Genomic DNA, 16,226 nt, shown 5'->3' with positions numbered 1-16,226 from the left:
CTCAGTCAGGGTGTCAGGTGCCGGTCGCCAGCCTTGGCGCGGGCTGGTCCAGGTCCAGGAGCAGCGCGTCGAGCGCCTTGCCCTCCTCGTCCTTCAGCGCCGCCTCGCGCAGGGCGCGCAGCCGCGCAGCGCCATCCGGCAGGCTTGCCAGTTGCGGCAGGCGCGCCATCAGCTTGCCGAAGCTGCGCATGCCGCGCGCATGGGTGTCGCCATAGCCTTTCACCAGGCGCTGGCACTGGGCAATCTCGACCGCCAGCGGGTAGTCGCTGCGGGCGTGCTGCACGATGCATTCGAGCCAGCGCGCGATCTCGGCATGTTCGCGCTCATGGCGCAGCGACGACAGGCGCAGGCGCCGCATGCCGCTCACCAGGTACAGCAGCAAGAAGCCGCCGAGCGAGGTGGTGCGCACCACGCGGCCCTTGGCCGTCATGCGTCCGAGCAGCTCGTGCAGGCGTCCGGGACGCATCAGGAAGCGCCCCAGCCCGGCCGGCAGGGTGTCGGCGATCTCGTCGATCCGCGGGTGGAAGTATTCGTTGATGTGCACCACCTGGTTCGGCTTGGCCTGCACTTCCTTGCGCACCCGCTCGAAACGGCTGGCGCGGATCTTGAGGTCGGCCACGCGCACCGTGTCTTCGTACGACATCCACAGGGCCAGGTAGCGCGCGGTTTCCTTCAGCAGCAGCGCGCCGTGCTCGGGGCTGGCGGCGTCGAGGTCGCGCACCGGCTGCAGCAGGTCGAGGTAGCTGGCGGCATAGTGCGCATCCTGGTAGTCGGCCAGGCGGCGCACGCCGGGGCCGAGGATGCTTGACGCCGACGCCGGGAAGCCGGCGCGGATGCGTTCGTCGAGCCGTTCGATGGCGAGTCCACCACCGCCCAAGGGTTCGCGCACCGGCGCTTTTGCCTCTTCGCCACCGCGCTCGGCCAGTTCATAGCCGCGTGCGAAAGCCTGCAGGCTGCTCTCCACGCCGACGCCGGCGCGCCGGATCGCGTCCTCGAACTGCTCGCGCGAGAATGGCAGCGCCCTGATGCCGGCCAGCGCGCCGAACAGGGCGGCGCTGATCACGCTGCCCGACTGTTCGGCCAGGCGAGAAAAGTCGCCGTGCACGAAGCGCCTGGCTGCGGCCTGGGCCGAGGCCAGGAAAGGCGCCGGATCGACCCGGCCATCGCCCATGCTCGACTTCTCGGTCATCGAATAGACCCGGTTGGTCGAAGCGATCAAGGTGGTCTTGCCAGGCGTGACCAGGCCGCGCTGGACCGCCCTGCCCATCTCCATCAGTTCGGACGCGACCACGATGTCGACGTCGCCCGCCACCGGCATCAGCGCCAGCACCGGCCGCGCGGCCAGGTCATGCGGGTCGCGCCGCTCGGGGTGGAATTCGACGTAATAGACGGTGGTGCCGGTGCGCTGGGCCACGCCCGGCACCGAGGTGCTCTGGGCCGGATAGCCGTCATGCTCGGCCATGTCCACGATCCAGTCGGCCAGCACGCCGCCGCCCTCGCCGCCCATGGCCAGGATCGCAAGACCGATCGGACGGACCGCGCGCGGACGGCGCAATTCAGTGACATTCTCAGACATAGCGCACCTCGCGCGCCGCCAGGCGGCGTTGCAGGAAACCGATCACGCCGGACGCGACACGCGCCCACAGGCGGTCGCCCCGGTCCGGATTGCTGACGATCTCGGCCCGGTAGAAGGAAGGACACAGCACCGCCGCATGCGAGGCTTCGCCACACACGCCGCAACCGACGCAGCTATTCAGCACGGTGGCTACCGGATCCGTGCGCAAGGGATCGGGATTGTCCTTGATCGACAGCGAAGGACAGCCCGAGATGCGGATGCACGAGTGGTCGCCGGTACAGGTATCGGGATCGACGCCGAAGCGTTCGCGCACCACGCGCTTGCCCTCGGCCGTGGCCTTGCGCACCAGCGGCTTGACGCGACGCTGCTTGTTGAGCATGCATTCGGACTGGGCGATGATGACCTTCGGGCCTTTCGCCGTCGTGGTCAAGGCCTCGCGCAGCGTGTCCTGCATGGTCGTGATGCTGTAGGTATTGCTGATCGTGCGCACCCATTCCACGCCGACCCCGCGCACCGCCTTCTCGATCGACAGATTGGTGGTGCGGATCTTGTTGGACGCCTTCGAGGACAGCACGTCCTGGCCGCCGGTCGCGGCCGAATAGCCGTTGTCGATGATGACCAGCACGTTGTCGTTCTTGTTGAACACCGCATTGCCGACACCGCTGGTCAGCCCGTTGTGCCAGAAGCCGCCGTCGCCCATCATGCTGATCGTGCGGCGGCTGGTCTCCTTCGTGCTGAAGGCGGCCGCGCCGGCCGAGCCCAGGCCATAGCCCATCGTGGTCGCGCCCAGGTTGAATGGCGGAAGGATCGAGAACAGGTGGCAGCCGATGTCGCAGCTGATGTGGTGCGGACCGAGTTCTTTCTGCACCAGCTTCATGGCGCTGAACACGGGCCGCTCCGGGCAGCCGGTGCAGAAACCGGGCGGACGCGGATGCAGTTCCGGTACCGGCGCCGCCGGCGCCGGCGCGGTGTTCGCCATCTCTTCGGCGGTCGCGGCGCGCACCGGCACCGGGACCGGACGCGGCGCCAGGCTGGCGCGCACGCCTTCCGGCAGGCGCTCCAGCGCCTGCATGTCTGGCTGGTAGCGCCCGAAGAACTTCAGCAGCGCCTTGAGCACGACCGTGGTCGTGTATTCGCCCGCGCGCGGGAACATGTCCTTGCCGTGCATGCGGGTCTGCAGGTCGGCGCGGCGCAGGCTGCTCGTCGCTTCCTGCTCGATGAATTCAGGCTGGCCCTCTTCGATCATCAACACCGCTTCCTTGCCCTGGCAGAAGCCGCGCAACTCGTCGTCGACCAGCGGATAGGCGACGTTCATCACATACAGCGGCACGTCGGTATTGCCGTCGACGTCGGCCAGGTCGAGCAGCTGCAGCGCGCGGATCACGGTGTTGTACATGCCGCCCTGCAGCACCAGGCCGTAGCTGCCGTCTTGCGCGCCGAAGAATTCGTTGAGCTGTTCGCGCTGGATGAAGTCGACCGCAGCCGGCCAGCGGCGGTGGATTTTTTCTTCTTCGTGCACGAAGCTGGCCGGCGGCAGCACGATGCGGCTGACGTCGCGGGAGGGATTGTCCATCGCGTCGGCCAGGCCAAACGCGGGCCTGACATTATCCTTGGCCACGAAATGGCCGTGCATATGGCAGGAGCGGATGCGCAGCTGCAGCATCACCGGGGTGTTGCTGGCCTCGGACAGTTCAAAGCTCTTTTCCACCGCCTTGACGATCGACGGCAGGTTGGGCCGCGGATCGAGCAGCCAGATCTGCGACTTCATGGCGAAGGCGTGCGAACGCTCCTGCATGATGCTCGACCCTTCGCCATAGTCTTCGCCGACGATGATCAGGGCGCCGCCGGTGACGCCGCCCGAGGCCAGGTTCGACAGCGGGTCGGAGGCGACGTTGGTGCCGGCGGTGGCTTTGAACGTGATGGCGCCGCGTAGCGGGTAGTTGACCGAGGCGGCCAGGGTGGCGGCGGCGGTGGCTTCGCTGGCGCTGTTCTCGAAGCGCACGCCCAGTTCTTCCATGATGTCGTTGGCGTCGGCCAGCACGTCCATCAGGTGCGAGATCGGCGCGCCCTGGTAGCCGGCCACGTACGACACGCCCGACTGCAGCAAGGCCTTGGTCACGGCGAGGATGCCCTCGCCGACGAATACCTCCCCGGCGCCGGCGCGCAGCTTCTCCACTTCTTTCTTGAACGATCTTTCAGCCATGCGGTCTCCTGTTCTGGCACTGATGTTTCTTGAAATCAGTGTAGGAGTAGGCTATGCTATCAGTCAAATAAATGGAACTATTCGACTGGATAAATGCCATGGATGTATTTGAGATCGACCTGAACCTGCTGCGGGTCTTCCACGCCATCGCCGAGGAAGGTACGCTGACCCAGGCCGGGGNTATGCTATCAGTCAAATAAATGGAACTATTCGACTGGATAAATGCCATGGATGTATTTGAGATCGACCTGAACCTGCTGCGGGTCTTCCACGCCATCGCCGAGGAAGGTACGCTGACCCAGGCCGGGGTGCGCCTGGGCCTGTCGCAGCCGGCGGTGAGCTATGCGCTGGGGCGCTTGCGCACGATGTTCGACGACCCGCTGTTCGTGCGGACCAATAACACGATGCGGCCGACGTCGACCGCGCTGGAACTGCTCGATCCGGTGCGGCGCCTGATGTCCTCGGCCCAGGAAGCGCTGCGCCATGCCGAGCGCTTCACGCCCTTGCAGAGCACGCGTACCTTCCATATCGCGATGTCGGACATCGGCGAAGTGATGTTCCTGCCGCCGATCTGCGAGCGCCTGGGCGAGATCGCGCCGAACATCGCGCTCGAAGTCGGCCAGTTGCCGGTCGAGGGGATCGAGGACGCGCTGCGCAACGGCCGGCTCGACCTCGCGATCGGCAACCTGCCCGCGCTCAAGCACACGACGCGCCATGCGCCGCTGTTCCACGAGGATTACGTCTGCATGACGGCCTGCCGCGACGACAGCGGCAGCGGCCCGCTCGGGATGGACGACTACCTGGCGCTGCGCCACGTCTCCGTCATCTCGAAGGAGCATGGGCACCACCTGATCGAGGATTTTTTGCGCCAGAACCGCATCCACCGGAGGATCGCGATGCAGCTGCCCCACTTCAGCGCGGTGCCAGAAGTCCTGCTGCGCACCGGCTGGGCGGTCACCCTGCCCCGTCGCGCGGCGCAGTATTTCAATGCCGACGGCCGCTTCACGATCCGCGAGCTGCCGCTGGCGGTGCCCGAAGTCGAAGTGACGCTGCACTGGCACGAAGACTTCGAGGACAGCGACGCCAACCGCTGGCTGCGCGGCCAGCTGATCGCGCAGCTGGCCGAATAAGCCTTCTTCAGGCGCCCTGCTGGAACCGTTCCAGCGCCGCACGCAGGTCGGCAGGCAGCGGCGCCGACTTGCCCTGGTGGCCTTCGGTGGCCACGATCACCGAACGCAGCCCGAAGCGCTGCGCCTCGCCATTGAAGCCTTCCACGCGCAGGGTGATCGACGAGGTTCCGATGCGCTCGAGCGACAGGCGCCACTCGATATCCGTACCGAATGGCGACGGCGACAGGAAATCGCATTCCAGCCGCACGGTCGGCAATCCCATCTTGCGAACGGTGATGAACTCGGCGTAATCGACGCCCAGCGCTTCGTTGAACCAGTCTTCGATCAAGTCGTTCAAGGCCACCAGGTAGCGCGGGAAGAACACGATGCCGGCCGGGTCGCATTGCGAAAAGTGGACGTGGCGGGTCTTGCGAAACAGATTGGGCGTGGCGCTGGTCATGTGGTCCTGTCGTGGTTCTGGATGATGGTCGAGCATAGGAGCGGCGCCGGCCCACGGTCAAATGCGGTCGGTTGATCCGCTCCATCGGCCGCACTTATTTGATGAGCGCATTCTTTCGGCATATCGTTTAAGCCTAAAGTATTTTCTGGAAAGAGGCGATATGAAGATAGTGTGCATTGGTGGCGGTCCGGCGGGACTGTATTTCGGCTTGCTGATGAAGCTGCGCGATCCGGCGCACGTAGTGACGATCGTGGAGCGCAACCGCCCCTACGACACCTTCGGCTGGGGCGTGGTGTTCTCGGATGCGACGATGGACAACCTGCGCGAGGCGGATCCGGCCAGCGCGGCCGAGATCTACGCGGCTTTCAACCACTGGGACGACATCGACGTCCACATCAAGGGCCGCACCATCACCTCGGGCGGCCATGGCTTCATCGGCATCGGACGCAAGAAGCTGCTCAACATCCTGCAGGCGCGCTGCGAACAACTCGGCGTGCGCCTGGTATTCGACACCGAGTCCCAGGACGACCAGGCGCTGGCCCTCGCCCACGACGCCGACATCGTGATCGCCTCGGACGGCATCAACAGCCGCATCCGCACCCGCTACGCAGACACCTTCAAGCCCGACATCGACCAGCGCAAATGTCGCTTCGTCTGGCTCGGCACGCGCAAGCTGTTCGACGCCTTCACCTTTGCCTTCGCCCAGAACGAGCATGGCTGGTTCCAGGCCCACGCCTACCGCTTCGACGCCGAGACCTCGACCTTCATCGTCGAGACGCCGGAAGAAGTCTGGCGCGCGTCGGGCATCGAGGACATGAGCCAGGAGGAAGGCATCGCCTACGTCGAGCGCCTGTTCGCGCCCTGGCTCGACGGCCAGCCCTTGATCAGCAATGCGACACACCAGCGCGGATCGGCCAGCTGGATCCGCTTCCCACGCGTGATCTGCGACAGCTGGGTGCACTGGAACGAGCTGCCGGCCGCAGGCGGCGCGCGCCGGGTGCCGGTGGTGCTGATGGGCGACGCCGCCCACACCGCCCACTTCTCGATCGGTTCCGGGACCAAGCTCGCGCTGGAAGACGCGATCGACCTGGCGCGCCGGCTGGACGGCGTCGACGCCGGCGACCGGCAAGGGCTGGAGGCCGCGCTGCAGGCCTATGACAAGGTGCGCAGCCTCGAAGTGCTCAAGATCCAGAACGCCGCCCGCAACTCGACCGAGTGGTTCGAAAACGTGGAACGCTACGCCGCCCTCGAGCCCGAGCAGTTCGCCTATTCGCTGCTAACGCGCTCGCAGCGCATCTCGCACGAGAACCTGCGCCTGCGCGACAAGGGCTACGTCGACGGTCTGGAACGCTGGCTCGCCGGGCGCGCCGATGCGCCTGCCGATGTGCCTTCTTCCTTGCCGCCGATGCTCACGCCCTACCGGCTGCGCGACATCACGCTCCCCAACCGCATCGTGGTGCCGCCGATGCTGACCTATTCATGCGTCGACGGCATGGTCGGCGACTTCCACATGATGCACCTGGGCGCGCGCGCCATGGGCGGCGCCGGCCTGGTGATGCTGGAGATGACGGCGGTCTCGCCCGAGGGCCGCGCCACGCCCGCCTGCCCCGGCCTGTGGAACGACGCCCAGGCCGACGCCCTGCGCCGCATCGCCGCCTTCGTGCGCCGCAGTTCGCCGGCCCGGCTCGGCGTGCAACTGGGCCATGCCGGCCCGCGCGCCTCGACCAGGCGTGGCTGGGAGGGCTTCAACCAGCCGCTCGCCAGCGGCAACTGGCCGCTGCTGGCGGCGTCCAGCCAGCCGTATATCGAGGGCGTGTCGCTGCTGCCGGCGGCGATGACGGAACTCGACATGGCGCGCGTGAGCGTCGATTTCGCCAATGCCGCGCGGCGCGCCGAAGACGCCAACTTCGACTGGCTCGAGCTGCAGTTCGGCCACGGCTACCTGCTGTCGAGCTTCATTTCTCCCCTGACGAACCGGCGCCAGGACGCCTACGGCGGCAGCCTCGAGAACCGCCTGCGCTTCCCGCTGGCGGTGCTGGCGGCGGTGCGCGCCAACTGGCCGGGGCACAAGCCGGTCGCGGTGCGCATCTCGGCCACCGACTGGGTCGAGGGCGGCGTGACGCCGGACGAAGCAGTGGAGATCGCGCGCCGCCTGAAGGCCGCCGGCGCCGACATGATCGTCTGCTCGGCCGGCGAAGTCAGCGCGCACGAGAAGCCTGTCTACGGCCGCATGTTCCAGACCCCATTCGCCGACCGCATCCGCAACGAGGCCGGCGTGCCGACCATGGCGGTGGGCGCCATCACCGAGGGCGACCAGGCCAACGGCATCGTCGCCTCGGGCCGCGCCGACCTGTGCGCCATCGGCCGCCCGCACCTGGCCAACCCGGCCTGGACCCTGGCCGAACTGGCGCGCCTTGGCGTACGCGCGGTGGACTGGCCGGCGATGTACCGGCCGGCGAAGCCGCAGCTGGAAGCGACGCTGGCGCGAGCCGCATAATACCTCCATTCGTTAGCGCACAAACGTCGTCCCCGCGAAGGCGGGGACCCAAGTTTCTCAGTGCATTGGCCTACTCGAACGAAGTGGCATCGCAAGCAAACTTGGGTCCCCGCCTGCGCGGGGACGAGGTGTAATGGCTTTGATTACCCTTCGACCAGCGCCAGCACCCGGCACGGACTCCCCGACCCGTTCACGATCTTGAGCGGCGGCGTGATCAGCACTGCCCCGGTCGGCGGCAGCTGGTCCAGGTTGGCCAGGCTGGCCAGCCCGAACTTGTTGGCCCCGTGCATATGGCAGTGGCATGGAAACGGCGTCTCGAAACTGAACGCCTGCCCCGCATCCGTCCCCACCCCTTCAGAGCCCCACCCGATCACATTGCGTTCCCTGGCCAGCCATTCCGGCAGCTCCGGATGCGGCCCCGGCACGTGGCTTCCGTCCTCGCGCAGGTTCAGGTAGGCGCTCGATGCCCCATGCCGGCTCCAGCCGGTGCGCATCAAGACCCAGGAACCTTCCGGGATCCGTCCATGCTGCGCCTCCCAGCGCTCCACGTGTTCGCACGTGAGCAAGAAGTCCGCATCCCGGCCCGCCTCTTCCGTCACGTCGATCACGCAGGCCGGCGCAATGAATTTGTCGACCGGGATCGAATCGGTGGCGTTATGGGCGTGGTCCTTGCCCGTCACCCAATGGATCGGCGCGTCGAAGTGGGTGCCGGTATGCTCGCCGCACGAGAAGTTGTTCCAGTACCAGCCCGGACCCCGCTCGTCGTAGCGCGAGATTTCTTCGAGCCTGAACGGCCACGACTGCCCGAAGTCCGGCGGCAGCGGCAGGATCGGCGTCGAGGCCTGCAATGGCTGGGTAAGGTCGATCACGCGGATCGTTTTCTGGCTCAGGGCCTGGGTGAATTGCATCAACAGATTGGTACTCATGGTGTCTCCTTGTTCGTGTTCAGGTTGGATCGGTGCTCACGGCACGTCGCGGTTGCCCAGTTCCGCCGGAAAGCGCCCGTCGCGCATCCAGTCGCGCACCGTGCGCGTCCACAGGTCGTCGGGGTTGGCGGTATTGAGGTGGATGTCGAAGTGGCCGCACTCCGGGAAGCGGTGCGACACGACCGGGCAGCCGGCAGCGCGCAGGGTGTCGACCATCAGGCGGCTGAAACGCTCGTAGCGTTCCAGCTCACGCCCGCCCCAGGTAATGAAGAACGGCACGTCGGCGCTCGAGGCGTGGTATAGCGAGCTGGCCGGCGAGACGCCGTCCGGGTCTTCGCCGGTCACGTGGTCGGGCGCGATGTCCGGATTGACCACGCGCCGGTTGAAGGTGGTGCTGATGCAGAAGCACGCCTTGATACAGTCGCCAGGCAGGCCGGCCCCCGCGCGCCAGGCCTTGTGGGTCGCCAGCAGCGACGCGACCTGGCCGCCGGCCGAGTGCCCGCCCACGTATATACGGTCGCGCGCGCCGCCGTACTCCCCGATATGGTCGAACACCCATTTCAAGGCCGCCAGCCCGTCTTCCAGCGGCAGCGGAAAGTCGACCTGCGGCAGCAGCCGGTAGGAGGCCGACACCACGATCGCCGGCGCGTCCACCAGCGCCGGCGCCATGAAGCCGCACCACTCCTTGTAGCCATGGGTCCAGCCGCCGCCGTGGAAGAACAGCAGCACCGGCAAGTCCTTCAGCGACGCATCCTGCGGCAGGTGGATGTCGACTTTCTGCCAGTAGTCCGAACCATAGGGCACGTCGAGGACGGAACGGGTCGATGCCAGCGCCGCGCGCGACAGCGCCAGGCATCGTTCGCCATACAGGTCGGCCTGGGGATTCAGGGGCGGCTGCGGCGGCAGGTCGTTGAAACTCATTGCATGATTTCCTTTATGGAGATGGCGCTTCAGGAAGCGAGCGCCTTGCCGGTGCTGTCCTTCGACATCAGGAGCGCCACGATGCTGATCACGGCCACGCCCATCACGTAATAGGCCGGCGACAGCGGATCGTTGGTGGTCGCGATCAGCCAGGTGGTGACCAGCGGCGCGAACGCCCCCACCACCAGCACGCCGATGTTGTAAGAGATCGACAGGCCGGTGGAGCGGATGCGGGTCGGGAACAGCTCGGCCATGAAGGCGCATACCGGCCCGGTATAGCCGGCGATGAAGACCGCGAACACCGACTGCACGACGATCAGCGACATCACCGTGCGCTCCACGCTCACGTAGTGGAAGAGCGGATAGATCAGCGCCAGCAGCAGCGCCGCCGATACCAGCATCGTGCGGCTGCGGCCGACCCGGTCCGACAGGCTGCCCATCAGCGGACACAGGACGAACACGATCGCGCTGCCGATGGTGGCGGCCAGGAAGGTGCCCGACAGGGGGATGCCGAAGGTCTTGTTGGCATAGGTCGGCATGAAGATCAGCAGCAGGAAGAAGGTGACGCTCCACAGGCAGGTCACGCCGAAGCCGACCCCGATCTCGCGGGTATGGCCGGCCACGGCCTGGGCCAGCCTGGGCTTCTGGCCGGCCGGCGCCTTCTGCTTCTCGAAGATCTCGGGTTCCGGCAGGTAGCGCCGGATCAGCAGCGACAGCGGGCCGAAGGCGATCGCCAGCAGGAAGGGAATGCGCCAGCCCCAGCTCTCGACGTCGGCCTGCGACAGCGAGTTGGTGATCAGGGCCGCCACCGCCGACGAGAACAGGAAGGCGCCGATCTGGCTGGCCTGCTGCCAGCTGGCGTAGAAGCCGCGCTTGCCGGGCGGCGCCGACTCGGCCAGGTACGCGATGCTGCTGCCGGCCGCGCCGCCGGCGGCGAAGCCCTGCACCAGGCGCGCCGCCATCACGAGGATCGGCGCCCAGATGCCGATCTGGGCATAGCTCGGCACCAGGCCGATGACGCCGGTGCTGACCGCCATCAGGGTCACGGTGAGGAAGATCGCGGCCTTGCGTCCGTGCTTGTCGGAATAGGCGCCCATCACGATGCCGCCCAGCGGGCGCACCAGGTAGCCGAAGCCGAGCGTGGCCACAGTGAGCAGCAGCGCCGCGGCCTGGTTCTCGGCCGGGAAGAAGACCTGCGAGATGGTCACGGCGAACAGGCCGTAGATCGTCAGGTCGTAGCCTTCCAGCGCGCTGGCGCTGACGGCGGCGACGACCGCCTTCGACTTGGCCACCGGCTGCTTCGGCACATTGGTTGCGGTGGAGGCCGCGGAGGGTTTTGCGGTAGGTGTTTCGATTGCCATGGTCAGACCTTTATCGTTATGTGGGCGATACTGCTAGGCGAAACGGAAAAACACGGGCCTCAGCGCCGCAGGTCGGCGATGACGGCTTTCAAGCGGGCGCGCGCCTGGCCGGGATCGACGTCGGCCGCCATCAGGCGCACCGCGCCGTGCTGGCCGATGCCGGGCATCACGCGCTCGAAGGCTTCGAGGCGCGCCGCGCTGCGCGAGGCCGCCGGCACCGCCAGCAAGGCGCCGGCCAGGGCGGTCATGAGTTCGTCGTCGAACACTTCTTCCCAGCGCGCGCGCATCGGGTCGATCCCGCGCACCGCCTGCAGCCGGGCGGCGCGGGTCGCGGCCTCGTCGACCGCCAGCGAGCGCGCATCGAGCACCACGCCGTACTGGCTGCGCGCCGCTTCGACCGACACGAAGCCGCAGCGCACGTCGCGCAGCACGCGCTCGAGCGGACGTTCGAACGGGTGGCCCCAGCCGCCGCCGCCCGGGGTCATGATGGTGAGCAGGTCGCCCTCCTTCGCATGGATGACGTCGATCTTGCCCAATTCGCGCTCGTCGGCGCTGCCGCGGTTGAGGATCACGCGCGCCGCCATGCCGGGGAAGCCGCCATTGCCGCCCCAGGGCCGGAACACGAAGCGCTCCAGGCCGCGGCCCAGGATCTGGACGTCGTCGCGCAGCGCGCGCAGCGAGTACACGATGCCGGCGCCGCCGCGGAAGCGCCCCGCGCCGCCGCTGTCGGGACGGATCAGATACTCTTCGATGCGCACGCCGCCGACGTCGGCCTCGCCGCGCTCGGTCGGCGTATTGCGCACATTGGCCAGGCTGCGGTCGCGCCCATCGGCGCCGTCGGCGCGCGCGGTGCCGCCGGCGCCGCCGGCCAGCGCCTGCACCACCGACACCGTGCGCCGGCCGCCGCTGCCGGGCTGCGACACCACCACCGGGATCACGGTGCCGCCGCTGGCGGCCGGCGCGATCGCCGGACTGGCCTGGGCCAGGCAGCCCAGCAGCACGTCGGCGAAGCGAATCGCCGCCGCATGGCGGATGCCGACCGCCGCCGGCATCTCGGGATTCATCACCGTCCCCGCCGGCACCGCCACCGTGATGTTCTCGAACAGGCCGGCATTGAGCGGCAGGTCGCGGTCATAGGTGAACAGCAGGTGCATGATCTTGGCCGTGAAGTACGGATGGCGCACGCCGCCGGTCGGCACGTTGTAGGGCGAGGCCAGTTGCGGATCGGTGCCCTCCAGGTCGAGGTGGATATGGCCGTCCTTGACGGTCATGGTGCAGCGCAGGCGTACCGGGATCCTGCTCAGGAAATCGTCGTCGAGGTAGTCGCAGAAGGTGTAGACGCCATCCGGGATGCGCGCCTGCACCGTCAGCGCGCGCCGCCTGGCGTAGGCGATCAGTTCGGACTGCGCGGCCTTGACGGTGTCGACGCCGTGCTGCGCGATCAGTTCCCGCAGCCGGCGCTCGCCGACCGACAGCGCCGCCAGCTGCGCCTTGAGGTCGCCCATGACGACGTCGGGCATGCGGCTGTTGGCGCGGAAGATCGCGACGAAGGCCTCGTTCATCTTCCCGCTCTCGACCAGCTTGAGCGGCGGGATCTGCAGGCCCTCCTGGAACAGGTTGTTGAACGACGGGCTGATCGAACTCGGGACGCCGCCGCCGATGTCGGCGCAGTGGGCGAAGGTCCAGCCGAAGCAGATCAGCTCACCCTCGTGGAAATACGGCATCAGGAGGTTGATGTCGGGCAGGTGGCTGCCCAGTCCTCCGGCCAGGTAGGGGTGGTTGGTGATGATCACGTCGCCCGGCTCGAAGCGGTCGATGGCGGCCAGGGTCGCCTTGCAATCGAGGTCGGCCGAGATCGCGATGCCGGTATCGAACGGGCAGGCAAAGAATTTGCCGTCCAGGTTGCACAGCGCGGTGCCGAAGTCCTGGGTCTCCTTGACGTAAGAACTGAGCGCGGTGCGGCCAAGGGCGATGCCCATCTCTTCGGTGGTGGCCTTGAACTTGTGGTACATGAGTTCGAGGAGGATAGGATTCATGCTCATTGCTGCTCTCCCGCACGGACAGTGGAAACTCTGGTAAGCAGCAGGTCGCCCGTCTCGAGACGGACGGCCTGCCATTGGCCCGGCACGACGACCGTGGTATCGGCCTGCTCGACGATGCACGGCCCCGCCAGCGGCGCGCCGGGGACGATCGCATTGCGGTGGACGCGGCGCACCTCGTTCCACTGCCCGTCCAGGAACACCCGGCGCCGGCGCTCGCCGCTTTCTTCCTGCGCGCGCGGGCTGGCGCTGGCGATACTCGACAGCTTGCCGACCGCGCTCACCACCAGCCGCACCAGCTCGACCTGGCGGCCCGCCTCGGTGAAGCCGTACAGGCGCTGGTGCTTGTCCTCGAACAGACGATGCAGCCCGGCGCCCAGGTCGGCGTGATCGTCCTGCAACTGCTGCTCGACGGTCAGGTCGAAGGCCTGGCCGGGATAGCGCATATCGGCCGCCAGCAGCAGTTCCCAGTCCTGGGCGCGGCTGCCCATGGCCTCGGCCCAGGCCAGCGCTTCGTCGCGCAGCTCGGCGACGTCGCGCGCCAGCCGCTCGTCCAGGACGCCGCCGGCGCCCACCGTCACCGCGCACGACCGCACGAAGTCGCGCCGCAGATTGGCCACCACCGCGCCCAGCGCGCAGAAGGTGGCCGGGGTTTCGGGCACCAGGATGCGGTCGATGCCGGCTTCCTGCGCCAAAAAGGCGACATGGGTCGAGCCGGCGCCGCCATACGGCACCAGCGTGAACCTGTCGGCGTCGCTGCCGCGCCGCGCCAGCAGCTTGCGCACCTCGGTCGCCATCATCGAGCTGGCCACCTTGAGCGCGGCCTCGGCCGCGCGCGGCACGGCGTTGGCATCTTCGCCGTAACCCAGGCCCTTGGCGATGCCGTCCAACGCCCGATGGGCGGCGTCGCGCGACAGCGCCAGCCGGCCACCCAGGAAACTCTCGGGGTCGAGGAAGCCGCAGGCCAGGTAGCAGTCGGTGATGGTCGGCGCCGTGCCGCCGCGGCCGTAGCAGGCCGGGCCCGGATCGGCGCCGGCGCTGCCCGGCCCCACCTTGAGCACGCCCCCGTCGATGGCGCGGATGATGGAGCCGCCGCCGGCGCCGATGGCCGACACGTTCACCACCGGCAGGATCAGCGGCACTTCGCCGATGCTGCTCTCGGTGGTGATGTCGGGCGCGCCGTTCTCGATGATGGCGATGTCGGCCGAGGTGCCGCCCATGTCGAAGGTGACGATGCGGTCGATGCCGGCGCGCACCGAGGTGCTGGCCGCCGCCACCACCCCGGCGGCGGGGCCGGACAGGATGGTGTCGATCGGCCGCGCGCGGGCGGTGTCGAGGTCGATCGTTCCGCCATTGCTGGATGTGATCGACAGCGGCGCCTCGAAGCCGTACTCGCGGAAGATGCGGTCGATATTGCCGTAGTAGGCGCGCATGATCGGCTCCACGTAGGCGTTCATCACCGCGATCATCGTGCGCTCGTATTCGCGCATCTCGGACCAGATCATGGTCGCCGCCACCACAGGCAGGCCGGGCAGGCGCTCGGCCAGCGCCCGCGCCACCCGCGCCTCGAAGGCCGGATTCATGTGGCCGTTGAGGATCGACACCACCAGCACGTCGACCTCGCTCGCGGCCACCGCCGCCGCCACGTCGGCGCAGGCGCGCGCATCCGGTTCATGGACCACGCCGCCGTCGGTCGCTACCCGGGCGCCGATCTCGATCACCTTGTCGCGCGGGACGAAGGGTTCGTCCGGCGTGGCGAAGAAATCGTACGAGTGCGACATGCGGATGCGCGCCAGTTCCAGCACGTCCTTCAGGCCGCTGGTCGTGACCAGGCCGACCCGGACGCCGCGCCGCTGCAGCAGGGTGTTGAGGGAAATCGTGGTGCCGTGGACGATCAGTTCGACGTCGCGCGGCGCGATGCCGGCCGCCTTCATCAATGCGCCCAGGCCGGTCTGCACGGCCTGGGCCGGGTCGGCGGGGGTGCTGGGTTCCTTGTGATGCACTACCTTGCCGGACGCGCGGTCCAGCAGGACAAAATCGGTGAACGTGCCACCGACGTCGATGCCTATCCTCTTGGTCAAGACTGCCTCCTTGTCGTGGTGTGCAGCCTTACTGCACGAGAGACAATTTATGACAGGATTTTTGGCAAGTCAAACCATATCGATTTTTAATATGAGATATTCTCTAACACCATGATTTGAAAAGCTATTCATTCGACTGATACGGAAAATCCACGCTGCTGATGCTGGGCTGGATGTTCCAGCGTCGTGCAGTTTCAGAGTACTCATGGTGCACGGTGTGCGCTGTTGGTGCAGGCGGTCGCCAGGCAGATACAACCAGGCCATGCTAGACTTTGTCCTATGACATAAATCGCCACCACCCGAAAGGTCCGCGCCATGAACAAATCCGCCATCGTCCTCCGCCACGTCCATTTCGAGGACCTCGGCACCCTCGAACCCGTACTGCGGGCGCGCGGCTACCAGGTACGCTACCTCGATCCGATGCAGGACGACCTGGCCGCGCTCGACGCCGCCGGGCCCGACCTGCTGGTCGTGCTGGGCGGCCCGATCGGCGCCTTCGACGAGGCGGCCTACCCCTTCCTGGCCGCCGAGCTCGACCTGGTGCGGCGGCGCCTGGACACGGCGCGTCCGCTGCTGGGCATCTGCCTGGGCGCCCAGCTGATCGCGCGCGCGCTCGGCGGCGGCGTGGCGCCGATGGGCGTCAAGGAAATCGGCTTCGGCCCGTTGACCCTCACCGCCGAGGGCGAGGCATCGGCGCTGGCCGGGCTGGCCGCCGTGCCGGTGCTGCACTGGCATGGCGACCGGTTCGAGATCCCGGCCGGCGCGGTGCGACTGGCAGGCACGCCGACCTGCCCCGACCAGGCCTTCGCGCTCGGCGCCACGGTGCTCGGCCTGCAATTCCACCTGGAAGCCGACACCGGCCGGATCGAACACTGGCTGGTGGGCCACGCCAGCGAGCTTGCGCAGGCCGGCATCGACCCACGCGGCCTGCGCATCCAGGCGCGCCAGGTCCAGGCAGCGCTGGCCGCGGCATCGGGCGCCGTGTTCCACGCCTGGCTGGACGGCCTGGCCGCCGACTGACACCTTCCCCAATCTCGCACCAGGAGCACATCC

At 67.7% G+C, this 16,226-nt stretch carries 11 protein-coding genes; 3 read left to right on the top strand and 8 right to left on the bottom strand.

The window, feature by feature from the left end:
* Window positions 1–13 precede the first annotated feature (13 nt).
* Both Q9246_RS19005 and Q9246_RS19000 read right to left on the bottom strand, forming a co-directional pair.
* Window positions 14–1,576: an indolepyruvate oxidoreductase subunit beta family protein gene (locus Q9246_RS19005; RefSeq protein ID WP_306392269.1), complete on the bottom strand. Its 1,563-nt coding sequence runs from the start codon at window positions 1,574–1,576 to the stop codon at window positions 14–16.
* Complete coding sequence (locus tag Q9246_RS19000) at window positions 1,569–3,779, bottom strand: thiamine pyrophosphate-dependent enzyme (RefSeq protein WP_306392268.1); 2,211 nt, start codon at window positions 3,777–3,779, stop codon at window positions 1,569–1,571. Before Q9246_RS19000 ends, Q9246_RS19005 begins: the two co-directional genes overlap by 8 nt.
* A gap of 227 nt (window positions 3,780–4,006) precedes the next feature.
* Here Q9246_RS19000 and Q9246_RS18995 point away from each other — a divergent pair, with 227 nt between their 5' ends.
* Window positions 4,007–4,909 (top strand): LysR family transcriptional regulator, encoded by a 903-nt coding sequence (locus Q9246_RS18995; protein WP_306392267.1) that lies wholly within the window; start codon window positions 4,007–4,009, stop codon window positions 4,907–4,909.
* 7 nt (window positions 4,910–4,916) lie between these two features.
* On the opposite strand, the gene Q9246_RS18990 is transcribed toward Q9246_RS18995, so the two are convergent.
* Window positions 4,917–5,348, bottom strand: a complete 432-nt coding sequence (locus tag Q9246_RS18990; RefSeq protein ID WP_306392266.1) for an acyl-CoA thioesterase — start codon at window positions 5,346–5,348, stop codon at window positions 4,917–4,919.
* A 160-nt stretch (window positions 5,349–5,508) separates the two neighbouring features.
* Between Q9246_RS18990 and Q9246_RS18985 the strand changes: the two genes are divergently transcribed.
* A complete protein-coding gene (locus tag Q9246_RS18985; RefSeq protein ID WP_306392265.1) occupies window positions 5,509–7,845 on the top strand; it encodes a bifunctional salicylyl-CoA 5-hydroxylase/oxidoreductase in 2,337 nt (778 codons plus the stop codon).
* A gap of 143 nt (window positions 7,846–7,988) precedes the next feature.
* Here the strand turns inward: Q9246_RS18985 and Q9246_RS18980 are convergent, their stop codons facing one another.
* From Q9246_RS18980 to Q9246_RS18960, 5 genes are read right to left on the bottom strand one after another with little or no spacing between them, the layout of a single operon-like run.
* Window positions 7,989–8,771: a cyclase family protein gene (locus tag Q9246_RS18980; RefSeq protein WP_306392264.1), complete on the bottom strand. Its 783-nt coding sequence runs from the start codon at window positions 8,769–8,771 to the stop codon at window positions 7,989–7,991.
* 36 nt (window positions 8,772–8,807) lie between these two features.
* Window positions 8,808–9,692: an alpha/beta hydrolase gene (locus Q9246_RS18975; protein ID WP_306392263.1), complete on the bottom strand. Its 885-nt coding sequence runs from the start codon at window positions 9,690–9,692 to the stop codon at window positions 8,808–8,810.
* Between the two features lie 29 nt (window positions 9,693–9,721).
* Entirely contained in the window at window positions 9,722–11,053 is a 1,332-nt protein-coding gene (locus Q9246_RS18970) for an MFS transporter (RefSeq protein ID WP_306392262.1), read from the bottom strand.
* A 59-nt stretch (window positions 11,054–11,112) separates the two neighbouring features.
* A complete protein-coding gene (locus tag Q9246_RS18965) occupies window positions 11,113–13,089 on the bottom strand; it encodes a hydantoinase B/oxoprolinase family protein (RefSeq protein WP_306392261.1) in 1,977 nt (658 codons plus the stop codon).
* Between the two features lie 2 nt (window positions 13,090–13,091).
* Window positions 13,092–15,173, bottom strand: coding sequence for a hydantoinase/oxoprolinase family protein (locus tag Q9246_RS18960; RefSeq protein ID WP_306392260.1), 2,082 nt, complete (start codon window positions 15,171–15,173; stop codon window positions 13,092–13,094).
* 315 nt (window positions 15,174–15,488) lie between these two features.
* Between Q9246_RS18960 and Q9246_RS18955 the strand changes: the two genes are divergently transcribed.
* Window positions 15,489–16,193, top strand: coding sequence for a glutamine amidotransferase (locus Q9246_RS18955; RefSeq protein ID WP_306392259.1), 705 nt, complete (start codon window positions 15,489–15,491; stop codon window positions 16,191–16,193).
* Window positions 16,194–16,226 lie beyond the last annotated feature (33 nt).

Origin of the sequence: Telluria beijingensis, assembly GCF_030770395.1 — a bacterium.
Taxonomy (GTDB): domain Bacteria; phylum Pseudomonadota; class Gammaproteobacteria; order Burkholderiales; family Burkholderiaceae_D; genus Telluria; species Telluria beijingensis.
The sequence above is the reverse complement of the archived record's forward strand: the minus strand, read 5'-3'. Positions and strand labels throughout refer to the sequence as shown.